We start from the raw sequence: 24,474 nt of genomic DNA, 5'->3' as shown, positions 1-24,474 counted from the left end.
ACCCTGTGGGAGCTGGCTTGCCAGCGATTGCTGCGCCCAAATCTCAAGCGGGAACAAGCGCCTCGCCGATCCCGAGAAACCGGCACAGCTCATCGCGCTTGGCCAAGGCATCGCGCCGCCCAAGGTCGATCAATTCGCTGCAATACCCCGCCTCGAACAGCAAGTAACTCAACACCCCTGCCCCGCTCGTCTTGGTCGCCCCCGGCCCACGCAAGAACAACCGCAACGCCGCCGGCAGTTCCTGGCGATGCCGCGCCGCGATTTCATCGATCGGCTGACTTGGTGAAATCACCAGCACTTCCACCGGCGCCACACCCAGCGCGCGGGTCGGCGTGCCTTCGGGCATCAGCCGGCTGAACTGGTTGAGACGCTGAAGCAGTTCGATATCGCTTTCCAGGCTATCAATAAAGGTGCTGTTGAGCATGTGCCCGCCGATCTGCGCCAGTGTCGGCTGTTGACCGGTGTAGGTGCGCTCCAGTGGTTGCGCCGGGTCAAATCCGCGCGGGTTGCCGCTGACACCCACCACCAGCACCCGGCTCGCCCCCAGATGCAGCGCCGGACTGATCGGCGCTGACCGCCGCACCGCGCCATCGCCAAAATACTCCTCGCCGATTTTCACCGGCGCGAACAACAGGGGGATCGCCGAACTGGCCAGCAAGTGCTCAACCGACAAATGCGTCGGCACGCCGATGCGACGGTGACGCAGCCAGGAATCGATGGTGCCGCCGCCCTGGTAGAAGGTCACCGCTTGCCCGGACTCGTAGCCGAATGCCGTCACTGCAACCGCGTGCAATTGCTTGCGCGCGATGGATTCGGCGATGCCGGGCATGTGCAGTTTTTCATTGAGAAGATGACGCAGCGGCGAACTGTCGAGCAGCGCCACCGGCACTTGCCGGCCCATGCCCAACAGACTGTGGCTGACAAAACGACTGGCCTGGCGGATCACCCCCGGCCAGTCGCTGCGCAGCACGCGATGGCTGCGAAAGCCTTGCCAGAACAGCGTCAGACGTTCGATGGCGGCGCGAAAATCCGTGGCACCGCTGGCCAGGCTGACCGCGTTGATGGCACCAGCAGAAGTGCCGACGATCACCGGAAACGGATTGTCCGCCCCCAATGGCAGCAATTCGGCGATCGCCGCCAGCACTCCCACTTGATACGCCGCCCGAGCCCCACCGCCGGAAAGAATCAAACCTGTGACCGGTTCAGCTGGGCTCATCGCAACGCTCCGTGGTGCTTGTGGGGATGGGTCAAATCAACCGCGTTTGGCGTACAGCTTCGGCTCGCCCGGTGGCCGGCTCTTGAAGCGTCGGTGCGCCCACAGGTATTGCTCGGGGCATTCACGCAACACGCTTTCGACCCACTGATTGATGCGGATGCAATCTTCCTCTTCGGTCTCGCCCGGGAAACCTTCCAGCGGCGGATGAATCACCAGACGATAACCGCTGCCGTCGGCCAGACGCTCCTGAGTAAACGGCACCACCAGCGCCTTGCCCAACCGGGCGAACTTGCTGGTGGCGGTGACCGTTGCAGCCTGAATGCCGAACAGCGGCACGAAGATACTTTGCTTGGCGCCGTAGTCCTGATCCGGTGCATACCAGATCGCCCGGCCGGAACGCAGCAGCTTGAGCATGCCACGCACGTCGTCACGCTCCACCGCCAGCGAATCGAGGTTGTGCCGCTCGCGACCCTGACGCTGGACGAAGTCGAACAGCGGATTCTTGTGTTCGCGGTACATGCCATCGATGGTGTGCTGCTGGCCGAGCAGCGCCGCGCCGATTTCCAGGGTGGTGAAATGCACCGCCATCAGAATCACGCCCTTGCCTTCGCGCTGGGCCTTTTGCAAATGCTCCAGACCTTCGACGTGAGCCAGTTTGGCCAGACGCTGACGCGACCACCACCAGCTCATCGCCATTTCAAAGAAGGCGATGCCGGTGGAGGCAAAGTTTTCCTTGAGCAGGCGCTTGCGTTCGGCGGCGGACTTTTCCGGGAAACACAGTTCCAGATTGCGCTTGGCGATGCGCCGCCGGTCGCCGGCGAAGCGATACATCAGGGCACCGAGAAAACGACCGATGGCCAGCAACGCCGGATAGGGCAGTTGCACGATCAGCCACAACAGCCCGAGGCCGCACCAGAGCGGCCAGAAGCGCGGGGCAAGAAATGCTTTTCGAAAACGCGGGCGATCCATTAAAGCTTCCGTAAATACAGTGGCCGCGCATTCTACATCGTTCGACCCGGCTTGCGGCCTGCGGGCGTTCTCGTTATAAGTCTCGGCACTTTTAGTGACAAGCCGTTGTATGCCGACATGAGCCAAACCGAACCGAAAGACCAAGATCCCGTGTTCCAGCTGAAGGGCAGCATGCTCGCCATTACAGTGCTGGAGCTGTCCCGCAACGACCTGGACAGCCTCGATCGGCAATTGGCCGCCAAAGTCGCCCAGGCACCGAATTTCTTCAGCAACGCGCCGCTGGTTCTGGCGCTGGACAAACTGCCGCCAGGCGAAGGCGCTGTCGACCTGCCGGGCCTGATGCGCGTGTGCCGTCAGCACGGCCTGCGCACCCTGGCGATCCGCGCCAGCCGCATCGAAGACATCGCCGCCGCCATCGCCATCGACATCCCGGTGCTGCCGCCGTCCGGCGCCCGCGAACGACCGCTGGAAAGCGCTGAACCCGTCGCACCGAAGAAGCCGGAAAAACCGCCGGAGCCGGCCGTCAAACCGACCCGCGTCATCACCACGCCAGTACGTGGTGGCCAACAGATATATGCCCAGGGTGGCGATCTGGTGGTGGTGTCCTCGGTCAGCCCGGGGGCGGAACTTCTCGCCGATGGCAACATCCATGTATACGGCCCGATGCGCGGTCGTGCGCTGGCCGGGGTCAAGGGCGACACCAAGGCGCGGATTTTCTGTCAGCAATTGAGCGCTGAACTGATCTCCATCGCAGGCCACTACAAGGTTTCCGAGGACCTGCGTCGCGATCCGATGTGGGGCTCGGGCGTACAGGTCAGCCTGTCGGGCGACGTGTTGAACATCATTCGGCTTTAACGGATACTGCCGCATTTTCCAAGCATCTCTAAAACGTAGCGAAAACGGCTCAAACGAAGTAGGAAAAAGGCCAAAAGCCGAATTCCAGCCAAGGCTGTCCGACTGCAGTAGTTTTCTAGAGATGTTTTTCAGGGGCTGAACAGTCCTTCTTCCTTAGGGGTGAAACACCTTGGCCAAGATTCTCGTGGTTACATCCGGCAAGGGTGGTGTGGGTAAGACCACCACCAGCGCCGCTATCGGTACCGGCCTCGCTCTGCGCGGCCACAAAACAGTGATCGTCGACTTCGACGTGGGCTTGCGTAACCTCGACCTGATCATGGGTTGCGAGCGCCGCGTGGTGTATGACTTCGTCAACGTGGTGAACGGCGAAGCCAACCTGCAACAGGCCCTGATCAAAGACAAGCGCCTGGAAAACCTCTACGTGCTGGCCGCCAGCCAGACCCGCGACAAGGACGCGCTGACCCAGGAAGGCGTGGAAAAAGTCCTGATGGAGCTCAAGGAGCAATTCGAGTTCGTCGTCTGCGACTCCCCGGCGGGCATCGAGAAAGGCGCGCACCTGGCCATGTACTTCGCTGACGAAGCGATCGTCGTGACCAACCCGGAAGTGTCCTCGGTACGTGACTCCGACCGCATGCTGGGCCTGCTGGCCAGCAAGTCCCGTCGCGCCGAAAAAGGCGAAGAGCCGATCCAGGAACACCTGCTGATCACCCGCTACCACCCGGAGCGCGTCGAAAAAGGCGAAATGCTGGGCGTCGAAGACGTCAAGGAAATCCTCGCCGTACGCCTGCTGGGCGTCATTCCGGAATCCCAGGCCGTACTCAAGGCCTCCAACCAGGGCGTACCTGTGATCCTCGATGATCAAAGCGACGCCGGCCAGGCCTACAGCGATACCGTTGATCGCCTGCTGGGCAAGGAAAAAGAACACCGGTTCCTGAATGTCGAGAAGAAGGGATTCTTCGAGCGTCTGTTTGGAGGTAGGTAATGAACCTTTTTGACTTCTTTCGTGCCAACAAAAAGCCAAGTACCGCCTCGGTCGCGAAAGAGCGTCTACAGATCATCGTGGCGCATGAACGCGGCCAGCGCAGCACCCCTGACTACCTGCCATCCTTGCAGAAGGAACTGGTGGAAGTGATCCGCAAGTACGTCAACATCGGCAACGACGACGTACACGTGGCACTGGAGAGCCAGGGCAGCTGCTCGATTCTGGAACTCAACATCACCCTGCCAGACCGCTGAGTCGATCCGGCAGGAACGACGGCGGCTCAGGGCCCTTCCGATAGTGGAGGGGCCCTGAGCCGCCGTTGGCATTTGTTACGAGGCTGTTTTAATGCCGTTGTCCAACGTCCAAATCATTCATCAGGACGCCGCCGTTCTGGTGGTGAACAAACCGACCCTGTTGCTCTCCGTCCCCGGCCGGGCCGACGACAACAAGGACTGCCTGATCACCCGCCTGCAGGAAAACGGCTACCCGGAAGCGCGAATCGTCCATCGCCTGGACTGGGAAACGTCGGGGATCATCCTGCTGGCCCGCGACGCCGATACCCACCGCGAACTGTCACGCCAGTTTCATGATCGTGAAACAGAGAAAGCCTACACCGCGCTCTGCTGGGGCCAGCCGGAACTGGACAGCGGCAGCATCGACTTGCCGTTGCGCTACGACCCGCCGACCAAACCGCGCCATGTGGTGGATCACGAACTCGGCAAGCACGCGCTGACTTTCTGGCGTGTACTGGAGCGTTGCGGCGACTGGTGCCGCGTCGAACTCACGCCGATCACCGGCCGCTCGCACCAGTTGCGGGTGCACATGCTGTCGATCGGCCATCCGTTGCTCGGTGACGGCCTCTATGCCCACGAGCAAGCCCTCGCGGCCTGGCCACGACTGTGCCTGCACGCGAGCATGCTCAGCTTCACCCACCCACAGTCCGGCGAACGCTTGCGCTTCGAATGCCCGGCACCGTTTTAAGCACTGCCTGACCGGCAGTCGCCCGTTTTAAAGGATTTTGTTCCGGATGAGTTGTACTGATTCCCTGGCAACACCCGTCAAGAAGACCCGTCATCAACTGCTCTACCTGATTTACGGCAATCAGGATGTCTACCGGCGCGAAGCCAAGTTCAGCATCCTCACCGCCCTGTCCCAGGCCAAAAACGGCAAACGTCCGGCGATCAGGATTCTCACTGACCGGCCGCAGGACTACGAAGGCTGGCCGGTCGACACCGTGTTGCTCGACGAAGCGACCCTGACGCGCTGGCAGGGACACAACGGCTACCACCATCGGCGCAAGGCCTGCGCGATTGCCGCCGGTATGCAACTGGCCGAGAAAACCCTGTTCGTCGACACCGACACCCTGTTCACCAGCCCCCCGAGCAGCCTGGTTCAATACATCGATGCAAATCGGTCGGTGATGGATCACCCCTACTACAGCGCCTGTCGTCATGAATGGTGGGAATGCGCGTCGCGGGAGATTCTGCGCTGGGACGAGAGCCGCCAGAAAAAGCTGCTCAATCAGAGCCGCTGGCCAAAACAACTGCCTCGTCCGGACAAGCCTGAAGACGAAAAAGTGATCATGAACTATCTGAAAAAAAGGGTGGCCGCCGCTCGTTGATGCGAGTGGCACATGTCTTGTCCCAAGCATCAGGCCGATGCGTTAAACTCCCGCCCATTGCTGTCTGGAGCTTCTTATGCGCGAAGAGTTGAACCAAGGCCTGATCGACTTCCTCAAGGCCTCCCCTACCCCGTTCCACGCCACCGCCAGCCTTGTTCAACGGCTGGAGGCCGCCGGTTATGTGCGCCTCGACGAGCGTGAAACCTGGCACACCGAAGCCAATGGTCGTTACTACGTCACCCGTAACGATTCCTCGATTGTCGCGATCAAGATGGGCCGCAACTCACCGCTGCACGACGGCATCCGTCTGGTCGGCGCCCACACCGACAGCCCGTGCCTGCGAGTCAAGCCACAACCTGAGCTGCAGCGCCAGGGCTTCTGGCAGCTCGGCGTCGAAGTCTACGGCGGTGCGCTGCTCGCACCGTGGTTCGACCGCGACCTGTCGCTGGCCGGCCGCGTCACCTTCCGCCGTGACGGCAAGGTCGAAAGCCAATTGATCGACTTCAAGGCCCCGATCGCGATCATTCCCAACCTGGCCATTCACCTCAACCGTGAAGCCAACCAGGGCTGGGCCATCAACGCCCAGACCGAACTGCCACCGATTCTCGCGCAGTTCGCCGGTGATGAGCGGGTGGACTTTCGCGCGGTGCTCACCGACCAACTGGCTCGCGAGCATGGCCTCAACGCCGACGTGGTGCTGGATTACGAGCTGAGTTTCTACGACACCCAAAGCGCCGCCGTCATCGGTTTGCATGGCGACTTCATCGCCGGTGCGCGCCTGGATAACCTGCTGTCGTGCTACGCCGGCCTGCAAGCCTTGCTGACCGCCGACACCGAAGAGACCTGCGTGCTGGTGTGTAACGACCACGAAGAAGTCGGTTCCTGCTCTGCCTGCGGCGCTGATGGCCCGATGCTGGAACAGACCCTGCGCCGTCTGTTGCCGGAAGGTGACGAGTTCGTGCGCACCATCCAGAAATCCCTGCTGGTCTCGGCCGACAACGCCCACGGCGTGCACCCGAACTACGCCGAAAAGCACGACGCCAATCACGGTCCGAAACTCAACGCCGGCCCAGTGATCAAGGTCAACAGCAACCAACGCTACGCCACCAACAGTGAAACCGCCGGTTTCTTCCGCCATTTGTGCATGGCCGAAGAAGTCCCGGTGCAGAGCTTCGTGGTACGCAGCGACATGGGTTGCGGCTCGACCATCGGCCCGATCACCGCCAGCCACCTGGGCGTGCGCACCGTCGATATCGGCCTGCCGACGTTCGCCATGCACTCGATCCGCGAACTGTGCGGCAGCCACGACCTGGCCCACCTGGTCAAAGTGCTGAGCGCGTTCTACGCCAGTCGCGAACTGCCGTAGGACACAGTCGGGATCGCAGCTTCGGGCTGCGATCCCTCGGCCTGTAAAACCGGCTCGGTTCTGATACAGATCACCACCGGTCGGCCAAATCCCACCTAGACTTAAATCATTTCCTTCGACAAGGCTGTCGCCATGATCTCGATGTCTGCGTTTCACTCCATGCTCATTCCCATCCTGTGCGGAATGATTCTGCTGGCCATCGGCTTCAACTTCCGTGACAAGAACGCCGGTGTGTTCGCCATGTGGATCGGCATGCTGATGATCCTGGCCACCGTGGTCTACAAGATCCTCGCCAAACTCAACGAATAAATCCGCCCCCGGCTCGCATTGAATCCGGCGGGCTCGTACACTCGCCCGATCCGCCCCTTGCGAGGTTGACCGCCTAGTGTTCGCTCGTCTTTTTGCCCTGCCCTGCCTGTTTCTCGTTTGCCTGATGACCCTGATGTCGCCGGCACCTGCCGATGCTGCCGGTCTGCCGGGCCTGCTCACAGGCTCAGGCAATACTCAGCCCGAAGCCCAGGCACCGCTCGGCCAGTCCCTGGACGAAGTCATCAAGTCGCTGGAAAACGACAAGCAACGCGCCCAGTTGCTGACCGATCTGAAAAAACTGCGCGACGCCACGAAAAAGGCCCAGGCCAGCCCGGAAGAAGGCGTGCTGGGACTGATCGGCGGCACCCTCGCCAGCTTCGAAAAACAGTTCACCGGCGCCGACAGCCCGCTCAATCGCTGGTCCGCCGAATTCGACATGGCTCAGGACGAGCTCAAAGGCCTGATGCTGCCGGCCAGCGAATGGCTGCCGATCATCTTCGCCTTCGCCGTGATCCTCGCGGTCTGGAGCCTGCTCGCCGCCGCGCTGATCTGGCTCGGCCACCGGGTACGCATGCGCTTCGGTCTGACCGAAGAACTGCCGCAAAATCCCCGGGCCCTCGACATGTTGCGCTTCGCCCTGCGCAAGCTCGGGCCATGGCTGATCGCGTTGGTGATCACGGTTTACATGAGCTACGCACTGCCCTCGTCACTGGGCAAAAGCCTGGCGATGGTGCTGGCGTATGCGCTGGTGGTCGGCACCTGTTTCTCGGCCATCTGCGTGATCGCCTTTTCCGTACTCGACGGCCCGCACCGCCATCGCGCGTTGTACATCCTGCGTCACCAGGCCTTCCGCCCGTTATGGCTGATCGGCAGTTTCGCCGCCTTCGGTGAAGCCCTGAGCGATCCGCGACTGGTGGCCGGCCTCGGTGTGCACCTGGCCCACACCGCCGCCACCGTCGCCAATGTCCTTGCGGCGCTGTCGACCGGGCTGTTCATCCTGCGCTTCCGCCGGCCGATCGCCCACCTGATCCGCAACCAGCCGTTGTCCCGGCGCCTGACCCGCCGCGCCCTCAGCGACACCATCGAAATCCTCGGCACCTTCTGGTACGTCCCGGCACTGGTGCTGGTCGGCATTTCCCTCTTCGCCACCTTCATCTCCGCCGGCGACACCAGCACCGCACTGCGCCAGTCACTGATCTGCACCGTGCTGCTGGTGTTGTGCATGGTCATCAACGGCCTCGTCCGCCGCCACGCCCTCAGCCCCCAACGTGGCCCGAAACGTCATGCGTTGTATTCCGAGCGCCTGAAAAGCTTTTTCTACACCCTCGCCCATTTACTGGTGTGGCTGGCTTTCATCGAACTCGGCCTGCGGGTCTGGGGCATGTCACTGATCGGCTTCACCGAAGGCGAAGGCCACGACGTCAGCGTAAAAATCTTCAGCCTGATCGGTACGCTGATCTTCGCGTGGCTGATCTGGATTCTCAGCGACACCGCCGTCCACCACGCCCTCACCCGCTCCCGCAAAGGCCTGGCCAACGCCCGCGCGCAAACCATGATGCCGCTGATCCGCAACGTGCTTTTCGTGGCGATCTTCATCATCGCCCTGATCGTCGCCCTGGCAAACATGGGCATGAACGTCACGCCCCTGCTGGCCGGTGCCGGCGTGATCGGTCTGGCCATCGGCTTCGGCGCCCAGTCGCTCGTAGCGGATCTGATCACCGGCCTGTTCATCATCATCGAAGACTCCCTGGCCATCGACGACTACGTCGACGTCGGCGGCCACCTGGGCACCGTCGAAGGCCTGACCATCCGCACCGTTCGCCTGCGGGACATTGACGGCATCGTCCACACCATCCCGTTCAGCGAAATCAAAAGCATCAAGAACTACTCCCGCGAATTCGGCTACGCGATCTTCCGCGTGGCCGTGCCGTTCAACATGAGCATCGACGAAGCCATCAAACTGATGCGCGACGTCGGCCAGAAAATGCGCACAGATCCGCTGCAACGCCGCAACATCTGGTCGCCGCTGGAATTTCAGGGCGTGGAAAGCTTCGAATCCGGCAACGCGATACTGCGCGCAAGGTTCAAGACAGCACCGATCAAACAGTGGGAAGTTTCACGGGCGTTCAACCTGTCGCTGAAACGGCATCTGGATGAGGCCGGCCTGGATCTGGCGACGCCGAGGATGAATGTGCAAGTGATCACCGCAGGCGGTGGTGGCCAAACTCAAGAATAGATCCGGCGAATCTGACCGACTTCCGGCCGCCATCGCTGGCAAGCTAACTCCCACCACTCACCACGATGAGCGTTAGCTCGAGTAAAGCTTTTGATCTTTTGGCCCCATCGGAAGGCTGAGTGGAGGGATTTATCCGGGGGTGGGAGCGCAGCGACCGTGCGGCGCAGCCGCATGCATCGAGAGGAGGTGCAGCGAAGCAAACCGTAGGCGATGCCCCCGGATGAATCCCGGAACGAAGGAACACCGAGCCTCAGCGAGGTGCCGAACGCAGGGGCCCAGCGTTTTGGTTACTTTGGGGCGTTTGCCAAAGTGACTCGCCGTAAGGGCGAAACCGTCAGCGGCAGCACCCGAAGCAACGGATATTCACCCAAAACAACCCAAAACCTGGTCGGCCCAGAGGCCGCCAAGGTCAAACCACATCAACCCCCACGTGAATCGCATCATGCCGCCAAAACTCCAGATCACAATCAATCAACCGCCCGGCCTGATCATAATTAACCCGAGCAATCCTCAACCCCGGACTCCCCACCGAAACCCGTAAAGCCGCTGCCGCATCCACCGACAACGACGTCGGCACAATCTCGAACCGCACCCGCCCATAGTGCAAATCGTAATGCCGCGCATACAGCTCGGTAATCGACTGATTCAAATCAAACTCCAGAATCCCCGGAAAAAACTGCGGATTCAGATAATGCTCCACATACAACACCAACCGCCCATCGATCCGCCGCGACCGGCAAATCTGAATCACGCTCGACAACGCCGGCAACTGCAACCAGGCACATACCGCCGCTGACGCCGGTTGCAACCGCGCCGAAATCACCTCGGTCGACGGCACCCGCCCCTGCGCACTGACCATCGCGTGAAAGTGACTGCGCTGCATCAGGTTGTAGGCCAGACGCGGTGGCGACACGAACCAGCCCCGCCGCTCCTCGCGATAAATCTGCCCTTGCGCCTCCAGTTGCAACAAGGCTTCACGCACCGTAATCCGCGTCGTGCCGAACAGCTCACTGAGCTTGCGCTCGGCCGGCAACTTGCTCCCCGCCGCCAGCAACCCGTGATCGAGCTGCTCCTGAAGGATCTGGCCAATCGCTGTCACCGCTTTTGTTGCCTCATCGCGCATCAACGTTACCTATCTGGACTAGACCAGCACTGTTTCGGGGCAAAACCGCACAGCTATTGCGCCATTCGGTCGTGTTGCAAGCCTAGGCAGTGCAGATGACCGAGAGATGACAAAACTACCGAACGGTCGCCCTGACAACTTGCAATACATCGGCCAAGTCCCTTGCCCACCGGGACTTTGAGGGTGGTCTACGCTTAGCGGGCAGCCGACGATATCGGCGAAATAAAGGGCGGGTCAGGTATCCGCCGACATCAAAGTGTCATCCAGCCCCCCTACATTGGCTCAGGTATTGCTGACCTAGACCAACACAAACCGCAATCGCAGCGTTGAACACGACCAAGGAGCTTCGGAATGAAACAGCTTTTCCTGGCAACACTGTTAGGCTCGACCATTGCCATGTGCACCGCCGCCATGGCGGCTGATGATCTGAAAACCCTCGAAGCCGCTGCGAAAGCGGAAGGCGCCGTCAACAGCGTCGGCATGCCCGATGACTGGGCCAACTGGAAAGGCACCTGGGAAGACCTGGCCAAGAACTACGGCCTGAAACACATCGACACCGACATGAGTTCGGCCCAGGAAATCGCCAAGTTCGCCGCCGAGAAAGACAACGCCACCGCCGACATCGGCGACGTCGGCGCGGCTTTCGGCCCGATCGCGGTCAAGCAAGGCGTGGTGCAACCGTACAAGCCGACCACCTGGGATCAAGTACCGGACTGGGCCAAGGACAAGGACGGCAACTGGGCACTGGCCTACACCGGCACCATCGCTTTCATCGTCAACAAGAAGCTGCTGCACGGCTCCGAAGTTCCGACCAAATGGGCTGACCTCAAGGGCGGCAAATACAAGGTTTCCATCGGTGACGTGAGCACCGCTGCACAAGCTGCCAATGGTGTACTCGCCGCTGCGCTGGCCAACGGCGGCGACGAGAAAAACCTCCAGCCTGCCCTGCTGCTGTTCGCAGACATCGCCAAGCAGGGTCGCCTGTCGATGGCCAACCCGACCATCGCCACCATGGAAAAAGGCGAGATCGAAGTCGGCGTGGTCTGGGACTTCAACGGCCTGAGCTACAAGGCCAAGATGGCCAACCCGGATGACTACGTGGTGCTGATTCCGTCTGACGGCTCGGTGATTTCCGGCTACACCACCATCATCAACAAATACGCGAAGAACCCGAACGCCGCCAAGCTGACCCGCGAATACATCTTCAGTGACGCCGGCCAGACCAACCTCGCCCGCGGCAACGCTCGCCCGATCCGCGCCGAGCACCTGCAATTGCCGGAAGACGTGAAAGCCAAACTGCTGCCGAACGAGCAGTACAAGAAGGTCACGCCGATCAAGGACGCCGATGCGTGGGAAAAAACCTCCAAGGCCCTGCCGCAGAAGTGGAACGAAGAAGTCATCGTAGAAATGAAGTAAGCCCGTAAGTCCCGCTTCCGGGATTGCTGGAGATCCCTGTGGGAGCGAGCTTGCTCGCGAATGCGGTCTTTCGTTCAACATTGATGTTGGCTGACACGACTCCTTCGCGAGCAAGCTCGCTCCCACAAGGGCTCCCGACTGAATCTGAAATTTTCTGTTTCGCGGAGTTTTTGCCCCTATGAAGCACACCGTCATCCTTGTCGTGCTCGACGGCCTCAGTTACGAGGTTGCGTGTCACGCCATGGGGCATCTGCAGGCTTACGTTGGCGCAGGACGCGCCGCGCTCTACCAGCTGGAGTGCGAGCTGCCGGCCCTGTCCCGACCGCTTTACGAATGCATCCTCACCGGCGTGCCACCGATCGAGAGCGGCATCGTCCACAACAACGTCTCGCGCCTGTCCAACCAGCGCAGCATTTATCACTACGCCCGCGATGCCGGTCTGAAAACCGCCGCCGCGGCGTACCACTGGGTCAGCGAGCTCTACAACCGCTCGCCGTTCGTGGCGGCTCGGGATCGGCATACCGATGACCCGACGCTACCGATCCAGCACGGCCACTTCTACTGGAACGATCACTACCCCGACTCGCACCTGTTCGCCGACGCCGAAAACCTGCGCCTGCGCCACGCCCCGGATTTTCTGCTGATCCATCCGATGAACATCGACGACGCCGGCCACAAGCACGGCCTCGACACCCCGCAATACCGCAACAGCGCGCGCAGCGCCGACATCATCCTCGCCGACTACCTGCAAGGCTGGCTCGACGCCGGTTATCAAGTGCTGGTGACTGCCGACCACGGCATGAACAACGACCGCTCGCACAACGGCCTGCTGCCGGAAGAACGCCAGGTGCCGTTGTTCGTACTCGGTGACGCCTTCAGCCTGCACGCCGGCGCCACGCCGAAGCAGACCGACATCTGCGGCACCGTCTGCGAACTGCTCGGCGTACCCCACGACAAACCTGTTTGCCGGGAGTTGCTCAAGTGAACTCAATGACTCGCGGCAAATGGCTGGCCGCCCTGTGCCTGGTGCCTTTCGCGCTGTTCTTTATCGCGTTCGAAATCGCCCCGCTGATCTGGGTGATGATCAACAGCCTGCAATCGGAAGAATTCGGTTGGGGCTTCGCCAACTTCAGCAGGATCTTCAGCTCGAAGTTCTACCTGCAGGCGATTCAGTACAGCCTCGAAATCAGTTTCTGGTCGAGTGTGTTCGGGATCATCATCGCGGTGCTGGGTGCATACTCCCTGCGCCGGGTCGATTCGAAACTGCGCAACTTCGTCAATGCCTTCGCCAACATGACCAGCAACTTCGCCGGCGTGCCTCTGGCGTTTGCCTTCATCATCCTGCTCGGCTTCAACGGCAGCATCACCATCATGTTGAAGCAGGCCGGGATCATCGAAGACTTCAACCTGTACTCGAAAACCGGGTTGATCATCCTCTACACCTACTTCCAGATTCCCCTCGGCGTCCTGCTGCTGTACCCGGCATTCGATGCGCTGCGTGAAGACTGGCGCGAATCCGCCGCCCTGCTCGGCGCTGACAGCTGGCAGTTCTGGCGCCACATCGGCCTGCCGGTGCTGACCCCGGCCCTGCTCGGCACCTTCGTGATCCTGCTGGCCAATGCCCTCGGCGCCTACGCCACGGTTTACGCGCTGACCACCGGCAACTTCAACGTATTGCCGATCCGGATTGCGGCGATGGTGTCCGGCGACATTTCCCTCGATCCGAACCTGGCCAGCGCCCTGGCCGTCGTGCTGGTGGCGCTGATGACCCTGGTGACCGTCGTGCATCAACTGTTGCTGAAGAGGAGCTACCATGTCTCGCGCTGAATCCGGCCCGGCCGGCGTCTACCACCGCGTCGTGGTGTATCTGCTGTTCGCCATCCTGCTTCTGCCGCTGCTGGGCACGCTGATCTACTCGATCGCCAGCAGCTGGTCGGCCACCATCCTGCCCAGCGGTTTCACTTTCAAGTGGTACGTCCAGTTGTGGAGCGACCCGCGCTTCCTGCACGCCTTCGGCCAGTCGCTGCTGGTGTGCGTCGGCGCGCTGATCCTGTCGGTGGTGCTGATCCTGCCGCTGCTGTTCGTGGTGCATTACCACTTCCCGAAACTCGATGCGCTGATGAACATCCTGATCCTGCTGCCCTTTGCGGTGCCGCCGGTGGTGTCGTCGGTGGGGCTGTTGCAGCTTTACGGTTCCGGGCCGTTCGCGATGGTCGGCACGCCGTGGATCCTGATCGGTTGCTACTTCACCGTTGCCCTGCCGTTCATGTACCGGGCGATCACCAACAACCTGCAAGCGATCAACCTGCGCGACCTGATGGACGCCGCCCAACTGCTCGGCGCCAGCACCTTCCAGGCAGCTTTCCTGGTGGTGCTGCCGAACCTGCGCAAAGGCCTGATGGTCGCCTTGCTGTTGTCGTTCTCGTTCCTGTTCGGTGAGTTCGTGTTCGCCAACATTCTGGTCGGCACCCGCTACGAAACCCTGCAGGTCTACCTCAACAACATGCGTAACAGCAGCGGCCACTTCACCAGTGCGCTGGTGATCTCCTACTTCTTTTTCGTGCTGGTCCTGACCTGGGTCGCCAACATCTTGAACAAGGACAAAAGCGAATGAGCTATGTCAGCGTCCAACACCTTCAGAAAAACTACGCGGGCACCACGGTGTTCAGCGACATCAACTGCGAAATCCAGAAGGGTGAATTCGTCACCCTGCTCGGCCCATCGGGTTGCGGCAAATCCACCTTGCTGCGCTGCATCGCAGGCCTGACGCCGGTGGATGGCGGCAAGATTCTGCTCGATGGCGTCGACATCGTGCCGCTCACCCCGCAGAAACGCGGGATCGGCATGGTGTTCCAGAGCTACGCGCTGTTTCCCAACATGACCGTTGAACAGAACGTCGCCTTCGGTTTGCGCATGCAAAAGGTCAACGCCGACGACAGCCACAAGCGGGTTGCCGAAGTGTTGAAACTGGTTGAACTCAACGATTTCGCCAGCCGCTATCCGCATCAGCTGTCCGGCGGTCAATGCCAGCGTGTCGCCCTCGCCCGCTCGCTGGTCACCCGTCCGCGCCTGTTGCTGCTGGATGAACCGCTGTCGGCCCTCGATGCACGGATTCGCAAACACCTGCGTGAGCAGATCCGTCAGATCCAGCGCGAACTCGGCCTGACCACGATTTTCGTCACACACGATCAGGAAGAAGCGCTGACCATGTCTGACCGGATTTTCCTGATGAATCAGGGAAAGATCGTACAAAGCGGCGACGCCGAAACCCTCTACACCGCGCCGGCCGACGTGTTCGCTGCCGGCTTCATCGGCAACTACAATCTGCTGGATGCCGAAAGTGCGTCGAAGCTGTTGCAGCGGCCGATCAACCACCGCATCGCGATTCGCCCGGAGGCCATCGAATTGAGTCTGAGCGGTGAGCCCGACGCGCAAATCCGCAGCCACAGCCTGCTGGGCAACGTGATTCGCTACCGCGTCGAAGCCCGGGGCGTGGAACTGGTGGTGGATGTGCTCAACCGTTCGGCAGCGGATCTGCATCCCGACGGTCAGCGCCTGTCACTTTCCATCGATCCCACCGCCCTGTGTGAGGTAGCCTGATGACTTTGCTGACACCCAAGAGGGAACTGAACTGATGGCCCTGGCAATTTTTGATCTGGACGACACGCTGATTCATGGTGACTGCGCAACGCTATGGTGCGAGCAGATGGGGCGCCTGGGCTGGGTCGATCCCGAGTCGTTCATGCGCAGGAACAATGAGCTGATGGACGCCTACAGCCATGGCAAGTTGCGCATGGAGGACTACATGGACTTCAGCCTCGAGCCGCTGATCGGCCGCACCTCGGAAGAAGTCGAGCATCTGGTAGCGCCGTGGGTTGAAGACTTCATAGAACCCATCATCTTCAGCGATGCCACCAGGACCATCGCCGCCCACCGCCAGGCCGGCGACCGGATTCTGGTGATCTCGGCCTCGGGCACGCACCTGGTGAAACCGATTGCCGAACGGCTGGGTATCGACGAAGTTCTGGCCATCGAACTGGAAGTGGCGCATGGCGTGTACAGCGGCCAGACCGTAGGCACCCTGACCTACCGCGAAGGCAAAATCACCCGGTTGCTGGAATGGCTGGACGCCGAAGAAGAAAATCTTGAGGGCGCGAGTTTCTATTCCGACTCACGCAATGACCTGCCGCTGCTGCTGAAAGTGGATTACCCGCATGTGGTCAATCCGGATCCGGTGTTGCTTGCGCAGGCCGAGAAATCCGGCTGGCCGATTCACCTCTGGAAGTAAGCGATTGCCTTGTGGGAGCAGGCCTGCTCCCACAAGCATCGATGATCAACTCAGGCTTTCGTCGATCACCAGCACCAGCTTCCCCGCCACCGTGTTGCTCGCCAGCTCGGCGAACGCCGCCTCCGCATCCTTGATCGGGAACGCCTTGGCCAGTTGCGGCTTCAGGCGCCCTTCGGAAAACAGCGGCCACACGTGCTGGCTCAGATCGCTGAACAGATCGGCCTTGAACTGATCGTCACGGCTGCGCAGGGTCGAGCCCAGCAGTTGCACGCGCTTGGCCAGCACCTGGGCCAGATCCAGTTTCGCTTCACGGCCACCCATCAGACCGATCAGCACCCAGCGGCCGTCCTGAGCCATCAGCTTCAGATTCAGCGCTGAATAATTGCCGCCGACCGGATCCAGAATCACATCGAACGGCCCGAAATCCCGGAGACTTTCCAGATCGTCGGTGCGCACCACCCCGCCCTGGGCACCCAACGATTCGCAATAGGCCAGTCGCTCAGCCGAGCCGACGCTGACCCAGCATGGATTGCCGAAAGCCTTGCACAGTTGAATCGCGGCTGAGCCGATGCCACTGGCCCCGGCGTGCAGAAGAACTTTCTCACCCGGTTTGAGCGCAGCGAGTTGAAACACATTCAGCCAGACGGTCGCGTACACCTCGGGCAAGGCAGCGGCCTCGATCAGCGATACACCTTCCGGAACCGGTAGCACATGCCGTCCGTCGACGACCACCTCTTGCGCCATCCCGCCCCCGGCCAGCAGGGCGCAGACCCGGTCACCGACCTGCCAGGAAGAGCCCGCGCCGACCTCGCAGATCACCCCGGAGCACTCAAGACCCAGCACCTGGCTGGCACCCGGAGGGGGCGGATAAAGTCCGGCTTTCTGTAATAAATCCGCACGATTGAGGCCCGCTGCCGCTACTCGGATGCGAACTTGTCCTACATCACATGTAGGACTTGGTTCATCAACCCATGCCACTTGACCTTCAACGCCTTGCAATGCCTTCACAGTGCCTCCATAGTGAGTCTGGACTGAGCCCGAAGCTGTAGCGCCGGGCTTTTTGCATTATGCGACCGGCCCTGGGGTCTGAACGAACGCTGAACAGCAGTTATCGTACAGAGCGTAGAGGTACCGGCGACTTCAAAGACGGCCTAATATGCGTTATCAATTGTCCCCGCGTCGAATCAGCATGAAGCATCTGCTCCCCAGCACCGCCCTCGCTCTTTTCATCGGTATCGGCCTGTTGCCGGTGTCGGGCACCACCTTCGCAGCCAACAGCTGGGACAAGTTGCAGCCTGATCGCGACGAAGTGATCGCCAGTCTGAACGTCGTCGAGTTGCTCAAGCGTCACCACTACAGCAAGCCGCCGCTCGACGATGCGCGCTCGGTGATCATCTACGACAGCTACATCAAGCTGCTCGACCCGTCGCGCAGCTATTTCATGGCCAGCGACATCGCCGAATTCGACAAGTGGAAGACCCAGTTCGACGACTTCCTCAAGAGCGGCGACCTCAACGCCGGGTTCACCATCTACAAGCGCTATCTGGACCGCGTGAAGGCGCGTCTGGACTTCGCCCTTGCCGAGCTGAACAAAGGCGTCGACAAGATGGACTTCACCACCAAGGAAACCTTGCTGATCGATCGCAAGGACGCTCCTTGGCTCAAGTCCACCGCCGAACTCGATGACCTGTGGCGCAAACGCGTCAAGGACGAAGTGCTGCGGCAGAAGATCGCCGGCAAAGACCCGAAGCAGATCCAGGAAACCCTGACCAAGCGCTACAAGAATCAACTGGCGCGTCTGGACCAGACCCGCGCCGAAGACATCTTCCAGGCGTACATCAACACCTTCGCGATGTCTTACGATCCGCACACCAACTATCTGTCGCCGGATAACGCGGAGAACTTCGACATCAACATGAGCCTGTCCCTCGAGGGCATCGGCGCCGTGTTGCAGAGCGACAACGACCAGGTGAAAGTCGTGCGTCTGGTGCCCGCAGGCCCGGCCGACAAGACCAAGCAGGTTGCTCCGGCCGACAAGATCATCGGTGTTGCCCAGGGCAACAAAGAGATGGTCGACGTGGTCGGCTGGCGTCTGGACGAAGTGGTCAAGCTGATCCGTGGCCCGAAAGGCACCGTGGTGCGTCTGGAAGTGATTCCGGCCAGCAATGCGCCGAACGACCAGACCAGCAAGATCGTGCCGATCACCCGTGAAGCGGTGAAGCTCGAAGACCAGGCCGTGAAGAAGTCCGTGCTGAACCTGAAACAGGACGGCCGCGACTACAAGCTCGGCGTGATCGAGATTCCGGCGTTCTACCTCGACTTCAAGGCCTTCCGTGCCGGCGATCCGGACTACAAGAGCACCACCCGCGACGTCAAGAAGCTGCTGACCGAACTGCAGAAAGAGAAAGTCGACGGCGTGGTCATCGACCTGCGCAACAACGGCGGCGGTTCCCTGCAGGAAGCCACCGAGCTGACCAGCCTGTTCATCGACAAGGGCCCTACCGTGCTCGTGCGCAACGCCGATGGCCGGGTCGATGTACTTGAAGATGAAAACCCGGGCGCGTTCTACAAAGGCCCGATGGCGTTGCTGGTCAACCGCCTGTCCGCCTCGGCTTCGGAGATCTTCGCCGGCGCCATGCAGGACTACCACCGTGCGCTGATCATCGGTGGCCAGACCTTCGGCAAAGGCACCGTGCAGACCATTCAGCCGCTGAACCATGGCGAACTGAAACTCACTCTGGCCAAGTTCTACCGGGTTTCCGGTCAGAGCACCCAGCATCAGGGCGTCCTGCCGGACATCGACTACCCGTCGATCATCGACACCAAGGAAATCGGCGAAAGCGCCCTGCCGGAAGCCATGCCGTGGGACACCATCCGCGCGGCGATCAAACCGGCGAGCGATCCGTTCAAACCGTACCTGGCCCAGCTGAAATCCGAGCATGACACCCGTTCCGCCAAGGACGCGGAGTTCGTGTTCATCCGCGACAAGCTGGCCCTGGCGCAGAAGCTGCTGGAAGAGAAAACCGTCAGCCTCAATGAAGCCGAACGCCGTGCCCAGCACGCCGATATCGACGCCAAGCAACTGGCGATGGAGAACATCCGTCGCAAGGCCAAAGGCGAAGAACCGCTCAAAGAGCTGAAGAAAGAAGACGACGACGCCCTGGCAGCCGCCGAGCCGGACAAGGTCAAACCGGAAGACGACGCCTACCTGAGCGAGACCGGGCGTGTACTGCTGGATTACCTGAAGCTGAGCAACCAGGTCGCAAAGAAATAAGGTGATGGCAATTTAATGCTGACGATCCCCGGATCGTCATCAAACAGTCATCATTCTGTCGTGCAATAAAGGACTGGGAGCGGTTCTCTTCATCGAGAACGCTCCCAGTCCTTTTTTATCGCCAGAGATTGCCATGACCACGACCGAACAGCTGAGTGCCTTGAGCTCGATCCTGACTCAAAGCGGTTTACACAGTCTGTTCCAGCCGATCATTTGCCTCTCCGAACGGCGCATTCTCGGCTACGAAGCCCTGACCCGCGGCCCGTCCAACAGCCCGCTGCACTCCCCCATCGCCCTGTTCGCCGTGGCCCGCCAGGCCGGCCGCTTGAGCGAACTGGAAATCGCCTGCCGCCAGAGTGCCTGTCGTCGTTTCAACGAACAGCAATTGCCGGGCAAACTGTTTCTCAACGTCTCTCCCGAATCCCTGCTCGAAGCCGCGCACCAGCCGGGGCGGACACTGCAGTTGCTACAGGATTTTGGTATTCCGCCGAGTCAGGTGGTGATCGAACTCACCGAACAGACACCGATCGACGACTTTCAGTTGCTGCAAACCGCGCTGCATCACTACCGGGCGATGGGTTTTTCGATTGCTCTCGACGATCTGGGCGCGGGTTACTCGAGCCTGCGCCTGTGGTCGGAGCTGCGGCCGGATTACGTGAAGATCGACCGGCACTTTATCGACGGCATTCATCAGGACGCGTTGAAGCGTGAGTTCGTCGGATCGATCCTGCAAATCGCCAAGGCCTCGCGGGCGCAGGTGATTGCCGAGGGCATCGAGTTGCCGGAAGAGTTGGCGGTGCTGACCGAGATGGGCGTTGATCTGGTGCAGGGCTATTTGCTGGGGCGCCCGCAGGAACATCCGTCACGCGACGCCCGGACCCTGATGCCCAAACACGACAGTAGCGCCGTGGCGCTGAATGACGAAGGCAGCGACCTGAGCGCCCTGCTCATCGATCAACCGGCCGTGAATCGCGACACACCGACCGCCACCGTACTGGAAGCCTTCCGCCGCCAGGCCAACCTGAACTCACTGGCGGTGCTCGACGAACAGGGTCAGCCGTGCGGCATCGTTCATCGTCATTCATTGTCCGATGCCCTTCTCAAGCCGTTCGCCACCGACCTGTTCGCTCGCAAACCGATCAGCCGACTGATGAACGACGACTTCCTCGCCGTGGAAATGAGCCAGTCACTGCAACAGGTCAGCCGTCTGATCACCAGCCGCGCCCGGCAACGCATCGAAGAAGACTTCATCATCACCCTCAACGGCAGCTACTTGGGCCTGGGTCGGGTGATCGACGTGCTGAAACTGATAACCGAACTGAAAATCCAGCAGGCTCGGTATGCCAATCCGCTGACTCTGCTACCCGGCAACGTACCGATCCAGCAATGCCTGACACGGTTGCTGCAACAGGGACGGGAGTCGGTTATCTGCTATGTCGATATCGACAGCTTCAAACCCTTTAACGATATCTATGGGTATGGGCGCGGGGATGAGGTGTTGTTGTGCCTGGCGCAATGCCTGAACGAACGTGTCGACCCGTCCCGCGATTTCGTTGGCCACATCGGTGGTGACGATTTCCTGTTGGTGCTCGGCCCGGAAGATTGGCGCAAACGGCTGAACCAATTGCTTGATGATTTCCAGAGCCAATGCCGTCGCTTCTACCGCCCCGAACACCTGGACGCTGGGTGTTTTGTTGCGCCGAACCGCCAGGGTATTCGTCAGGAGTTTCCATTGCTGTCATTGTCCATTGGCGTGGTGCATTTGCATCCTGAAGCTTGTGCGCAACTGGATGCGAGTCAATTGGCGGAAATGGCTTCACAGGCGAAGCATCATGCGAAGAATGTGCCGGGGTATAGTGTGCATTTGATTGATAGCCTGTTCGCGCAGATACCCGTCGAAACACTCACACTCGGACATCGGTGATTCGAATATACGAATCTCATGCAACCCGTATTTTCATCCTATAAATGCCCCAAAGCTTACAAAAATCGCAGTGAGCACCAATTCGCGCCTACCAAGTTGATGAGTCTTCTTGACTGGCTTTGTAAAGTTCGTCCATCCATGCTTCAGACAACTGAAAGTACATGTTTTCGAAAAACGCCTTTGGATCACTCATCTCATCCCAGCCGTCTGGTAACAAGGAGTGAGAGTATGGATCATGCTCCAGCACTTCTTGGAAGACATCATCACTTTTTTCAAGTGCTTCTCCCAGCACAGTAAACAAAACAAACTTATGCCGATGGCTCAATTTTGAAAATCGCTTGATTACGTACCTAGATATTAAAAAACTTCTATCTGATTGATTTTCAGGATCGTACGCGGCCAGTGCTTCACCCAAATTCTCCTCGCGATCATATATATCAAACCCACCGAGAAAGTGAGACAGCCGTGGGCGATAAGGAATATCAAGATAAGGATGCATCAACATTATACTTTCTCTATCGGATATAGAGCCCAAGGCTCCAGAGTCTCGAAATCAAACCTCATTTCAAAACCATGCATTTCAGGGATGTAGCGTGGATCAGATGGATCTGCAGGATTTGGCTCATATCCTTCACCTATATTTTCAATCTCCACTCTCACTACCAGATTTCACATACTATCCTCTCCGGTGAAACTTGGCATTTTTCTAGACTCTCTCGTCATTGCATCGGTATATGCACTCATCTGGGCTCTGTGACTCAAAAATCGAGAGCTATGAACCCCTCGAAATTTTCTAACTTCAGCAACCGGCCCTTCATTTGATTCTTGCCGCTTGCTAGCAGAATATCCAACCTTCTGAGCCTGACACTTCGCCCGCTGCACTAAAAACATCCCGATACCTTTACACCAAAACCAAAACCTTAACAGCAATCTAACTTTACGATTACGCGCAACCACAATAACCAACCTCCTTGAAAGCCACCTTCTCACTCGAAGAACAATCAGAACAAGACAAATAAACAGCTTAAATATTTTTGTGTAACGCCTCACTGATAATTACAGAAATGTGCTTCAACCACGCAATTCCGTCTTGCCACTCATTCCAATAACAATAGCAACACCCATTTTTCTTCAGCAAAAAATCTCGAACTTCACTCTCTTTAATTTTCATCGCTAAAATTAAATCAATTTCCTTTACCACCGCCTCAAGCACGCAACATTCCGAGTCCGCTATGAAAGATTTAACAACATCATCTGCTGATTCAAGCTCACACATCCAGTCCTCATGAAAATAGGCTCCGAGAAATTGAAATAAGCTAGGAAAATCTTCAGTTGTCATTTACAAACCCCGTCAAGATAAAATAGCCAAGCGGTGAGCTTGTATCTCGCCGCAACACCAACCTAATACTAGACAGTGGCTCCAGGCTTCCACTCTGTCTCACCACACCTACGCCAGCAGGAGTAGACACTTGCTCATTAATCACAAGTTTGCTTGCGTTACCCTGCACAAAGTTATCAATTGTGAGTTTGTTGTTTTTTATAACATTAGAGAGTGCAGCCTCAGCTTCTGCCCTACTAAGGAATGTTGATGCAATAGGTATGTGCGGTTCAGCCGCTAGTCTAGCTCTGAGTTGGGCTTCCGACCTATTTACATGTCTCGCAATAGCATGCCCACCTCGAGATTCGTGAGCCTCTAAGCCACCACCTGGAACAATTTCGCTATACGGCCCCTCAGCAGAAATGGCTCCTGGACAGTTACAACTCAACCCCAACGGATCCACCCACCCCGTCGGATTCGGCACGTACCGGTACTGGTTCAGCCCACCCGCCAGCTTCACCGGATCCGGCGTCAGGTACCGGCCCACCTCCGGGTCGTAATACCGATGCCGGTTGTAATGCAGTCCGCTTTCGTCATCGAAGTACTGCCCCTGAAAGCGCAGCGGCTGGTTCAGGTAGTCCTCGGTCGCCAGTTCCAGCGAGGTGACCTTGCCGTAGGCGCTGTATTTGGCCGACCAGACGATCTCGCCGCTGTAGTCGGTCAACTCCTGCGGCGTGCCGAGGTGGTCGAGCTGGTAGTAGAACGGGCAGGCGCGTTTCGGGCCTTTGCCGTCGAGCATCGCCAGCGGGCGGAAGGTCCCCGGTTCGTAGATGAAGCTGCGGTGTTGTTGTTTGCTGCTTTCGGCGATCAGGTGGTCGCCTTGCCAGAAGAACTCGGTGGTCTGGCCGTCGACGGTCTTGCGGATGCGCCGGCCGAAGGCGTCGTATTGGTAGGTAGCGCTGGTGCCGTCGGGACGGGTGAGGCCGATCAGGCGGTGCTGGCTGTCGTAGCGGTATTCGGTGACGAGTTGTTGGGCGCGGCCGCGGCGTTCGCGGATCAGGTTGCCGAAGGCGTCGTAGTCGTAATGGCGGTCGCCCTGCATCAACAGGCGGTTGCCCTTGATCTGGGTCGGGCCGGGGCGGTCCTGCATCAGCAGGTTGCCGGCCGGGTCGTGGGCGAAGTTTTCCGGCACATCGTCGCGGGTGTGGCGCACGCGAATCAGCCGGTCGAGGGCGTCGTAGGTGTAGCTGCGCTGGCCGTGGCGGGTGTCGGCAATGTGTTCGAGGTTGCCGTTGGCGCTGTAGGCAAAGTCGCGGCGGTACAGCGCGCTGCGTTGATGGCCTACGGCGTGGGACTGCAAGCGGCCCTGTTCGTCGTAGGCATATTCGCTGAGCAGCAGGCCTTGCTGGCGCTGCTGTTCGCGGCCGTTCTGGTAGACGTGGCGGGTCAGCAAGGCGCCGTTGAGGTCGATCGCGGTCAGCGCACCGCCCTTGGCGTAGTGGTAATCGAGCTTGCTGTTGTCCGGCAGGCGCAGGCGGGTCAGTTGGCCGCAGGCGTCATAGGTGTAACGCAGGGTG

Annotated in this window: 23 protein-coding genes; 16 read left to right on the top strand and 7 right to left on the bottom strand. The window is 59.6% G+C overall.

The window, feature by feature from the left end; all coding sequences use genetic code 11:
* Positions 1-43: 43 nt before the first annotated feature.
* The gene (locus tag CAF79_RS26980) at positions 44-1,216 is read right to left on the bottom strand and encodes a patatin-like phospholipase family protein (protein ID WP_085701124.1); all 1,173 of its coding nucleotides are present in this window, start codon (positions 1,214-1,216) and stop codon (positions 44-46) included.
* A 36-nt stretch (positions 1,217-1,252) separates the two neighbouring features.
* A complete protein-coding gene (locus tag CAF79_RS26975; RefSeq protein WP_085701123.1) occupies positions 1,253-2,185 on the bottom strand; it encodes a lipid A biosynthesis lauroyl acyltransferase in 933 nt (310 codons plus the stop codon).
* 117 nt (positions 2,186-2,302) lie between these two features.
* Between CAF79_RS26975 and minC the strand changes: the two genes are divergently transcribed.
* The 8 genes from minC to CAF79_RS26940 all read left to right on the top strand — a co-directional run bounded on the left by minC (position 2,303) and on the right by CAF79_RS26940 (position 9,554).
* A complete protein-coding gene (gene minC / locus CAF79_RS26970) occupies positions 2,303-3,040 on the top strand; it encodes a septum site-determining protein MinC (protein WP_085701203.1) in 738 nt (245 codons plus the stop codon).
* A 169-nt stretch (positions 3,041-3,209) separates the two neighbouring features.
* The gene (minD, locus tag CAF79_RS26965) at positions 3,210-4,022 is read left to right on the top strand and encodes a septum site-determining protein MinD (protein WP_085690474.1); all 813 of its coding nucleotides are present in this window, start codon (positions 3,210-3,212) and stop codon (positions 4,020-4,022) included.
* Positions 4,022-4,276, top strand: coding sequence for a cell division topological specificity factor MinE (gene minE, locus CAF79_RS26960; RefSeq protein ID WP_007960071.1), 255 nt, complete (start codon positions 4,022-4,024; stop codon positions 4,274-4,276). The genes minD and minE overlap by 1 nt, the downstream gene beginning before the upstream one ends.
* 91 nt (positions 4,277-4,367) lie before the next feature.
* Positions 4,368-5,003, top strand: coding sequence for an RluA family pseudouridine synthase (locus CAF79_RS26955; RefSeq protein ID WP_007960072.1), 636 nt, complete (start codon positions 4,368-4,370; stop codon positions 5,001-5,003).
* Between the two features lie 46 nt (positions 5,004-5,049).
* Entirely contained in the window at positions 5,050-5,643 is a 594-nt protein-coding gene (locus tag CAF79_RS26950) for a hypothetical protein (protein WP_085701122.1), read from the top strand.
* Positions 5,644-5,719: 76 nt separating this feature from the next.
* Positions 5,720-7,009: a M18 family aminopeptidase gene (locus CAF79_RS26945; RefSeq protein WP_007960074.1), complete on the top strand. Its 1,290-nt coding sequence runs from the start codon at positions 5,720-5,722 to the stop codon at positions 7,007-7,009.
* Between the two features lie 132 nt (positions 7,010-7,141).
* Positions 7,142-7,318, top strand: coding sequence for a hypothetical protein (locus tag CAF79_RS29255; RefSeq protein WP_007960078.1), 177 nt, complete (start codon positions 7,142-7,144; stop codon positions 7,316-7,318).
* 76 nt (positions 7,319-7,394) lie between these two features.
* On the top strand, positions 7,395-9,554 hold the full coding sequence (locus CAF79_RS26940) for a mechanosensitive ion channel family protein (RefSeq protein WP_085701121.1): 2,160 nt from the start codon (positions 7,395-7,397) through the stop codon (positions 9,552-9,554).
* Positions 9,555-9,963: 409 nt separating this feature from the next.
* On the opposite strand, the gene CAF79_RS26935 is transcribed toward CAF79_RS26940, so the two are convergent.
* A complete protein-coding gene (locus tag CAF79_RS26935; protein WP_085701120.1) occupies positions 9,964-10,677 on the bottom strand; it encodes a UTRA domain-containing protein in 714 nt (237 codons plus the stop codon).
* Between the two features lie 351 nt (positions 10,678-11,028).
* Between CAF79_RS26935 and CAF79_RS26930 the strand changes: the two genes are divergently transcribed.
* The 6 genes from CAF79_RS26930 (at position 11,029) to CAF79_RS26905 (ending at position 16,381) form a co-directional block, all read left to right on the top strand.
* The gene (locus CAF79_RS26930) at positions 11,029-12,093 is read left to right on the top strand and encodes an ABC transporter substrate-binding protein (protein ID WP_085690470.1); all 1,065 of its coding nucleotides are present in this window, start codon (positions 11,029-11,031) and stop codon (positions 12,091-12,093) included.
* 178 nt (positions 12,094-12,271) lie between these two features.
* Entirely contained in the window at positions 12,272-13,078 is an 807-nt protein-coding gene (locus CAF79_RS26925; protein WP_085701119.1) for an alkaline phosphatase family protein, read from the top strand.
* Between the two features lie 5 nt (positions 13,079-13,083).
* Positions 13,084-13,920: an ABC transporter permease subunit gene (locus CAF79_RS26920; RefSeq protein WP_170929806.1), complete on the top strand. Its 837-nt coding sequence runs from the start codon at positions 13,084-13,086 to the stop codon at positions 13,918-13,920.
* Positions 13,907-14,707, top strand: coding sequence for an ABC transporter permease (locus CAF79_RS26915; RefSeq protein ID WP_085690467.1), 801 nt, complete (start codon positions 13,907-13,909; stop codon positions 14,705-14,707). Before CAF79_RS26920 ends, CAF79_RS26915 begins: the two co-directional genes overlap by 14 nt.
* The gene (locus tag CAF79_RS26910) at positions 14,704-15,693 is read left to right on the top strand and encodes an ABC transporter ATP-binding protein (protein ID WP_085701117.1); all 990 of its coding nucleotides are present in this window, start codon (positions 14,704-14,706) and stop codon (positions 15,691-15,693) included. Before CAF79_RS26915 ends, CAF79_RS26910 begins: the two co-directional genes overlap by 4 nt.
* Before the next feature lie 34 nt (positions 15,694-15,727).
* Positions 15,728-16,381, top strand: coding sequence for an HAD family phosphatase (locus CAF79_RS26905; protein WP_085701116.1), 654 nt, complete (start codon positions 15,728-15,730; stop codon positions 16,379-16,381).
* Positions 16,382-16,426: 45 nt separating this feature from the next.
* Here CAF79_RS26905 and CAF79_RS26900 read toward each other — a convergent pair whose 3' ends face one another.
* Entirely contained in the window at positions 16,427-17,389 is a 963-nt protein-coding gene (locus CAF79_RS26900) for a zinc-binding dehydrogenase (RefSeq protein WP_085701115.1), read from the bottom strand.
* Positions 17,390-17,570: 181 nt separating this feature from the next.
* Here CAF79_RS26900 and CAF79_RS26895 point away from each other — a divergent pair, with 181 nt between their 5' ends.
* Together CAF79_RS26895 and CAF79_RS26890 are read left to right on the top strand one after the other, a co-directional pair.
* Positions 17,571-19,655 (top strand): carboxy terminal-processing peptidase, encoded by a 2,085-nt coding sequence (locus CAF79_RS26895; protein WP_170929802.1) that lies wholly within the window; start codon positions 17,571-17,573, stop codon positions 19,653-19,655.
* 133 nt (positions 19,656-19,788) lie between these two features.
* Positions 19,789-21,579: a bifunctional diguanylate cyclase/phosphodiesterase gene (locus CAF79_RS26890; protein WP_085701113.1), complete on the top strand. Its 1,791-nt coding sequence runs from the start codon at positions 19,789-19,791 to the stop codon at positions 21,577-21,579.
* A gap of 88 nt (positions 21,580-21,667) precedes the next feature.
* On the opposite strand, the gene CAF79_RS26885 is transcribed toward CAF79_RS26890, so the two are convergent.
* The 3 genes from CAF79_RS26885 to CAF79_RS26870 form a co-directional block, all read right to left on the bottom strand.
* Positions 21,668-22,084 (bottom strand): hypothetical protein, encoded by a 417-nt coding sequence (locus CAF79_RS26885; protein WP_085701112.1) that lies wholly within the window; start codon positions 22,082-22,084, stop codon positions 21,668-21,670.
* 519 nt (positions 22,085-22,603) lie between these two features.
* Positions 22,604-22,918 (bottom strand): contact-dependent growth inhibition system immunity protein, encoded by a 315-nt coding sequence (locus CAF79_RS26875; protein WP_085701111.1) that lies wholly within the window; start codon positions 22,916-22,918, stop codon positions 22,604-22,606.
* Positions 22,908-24,474 (bottom strand): RHS repeat-associated core domain-containing protein (locus CAF79_RS26870; protein WP_139832633.1); only part of this gene is annotated, 1,567 nt, incomplete at its 5' end. The genes CAF79_RS26870 and CAF79_RS26875, both read right to left, overlap by 11 nt.

It is taken from the genome of Pseudomonas sp. B26(2017), from assembly GCF_002113045.1.
Taxonomy (GTDB): Bacteria; Pseudomonadota; Gammaproteobacteria; order Pseudomonadales; family Pseudomonadaceae; genus Aquipseudomonas.
This window is presented reverse-complemented; position numbering and strand designations above follow the sequence as displayed.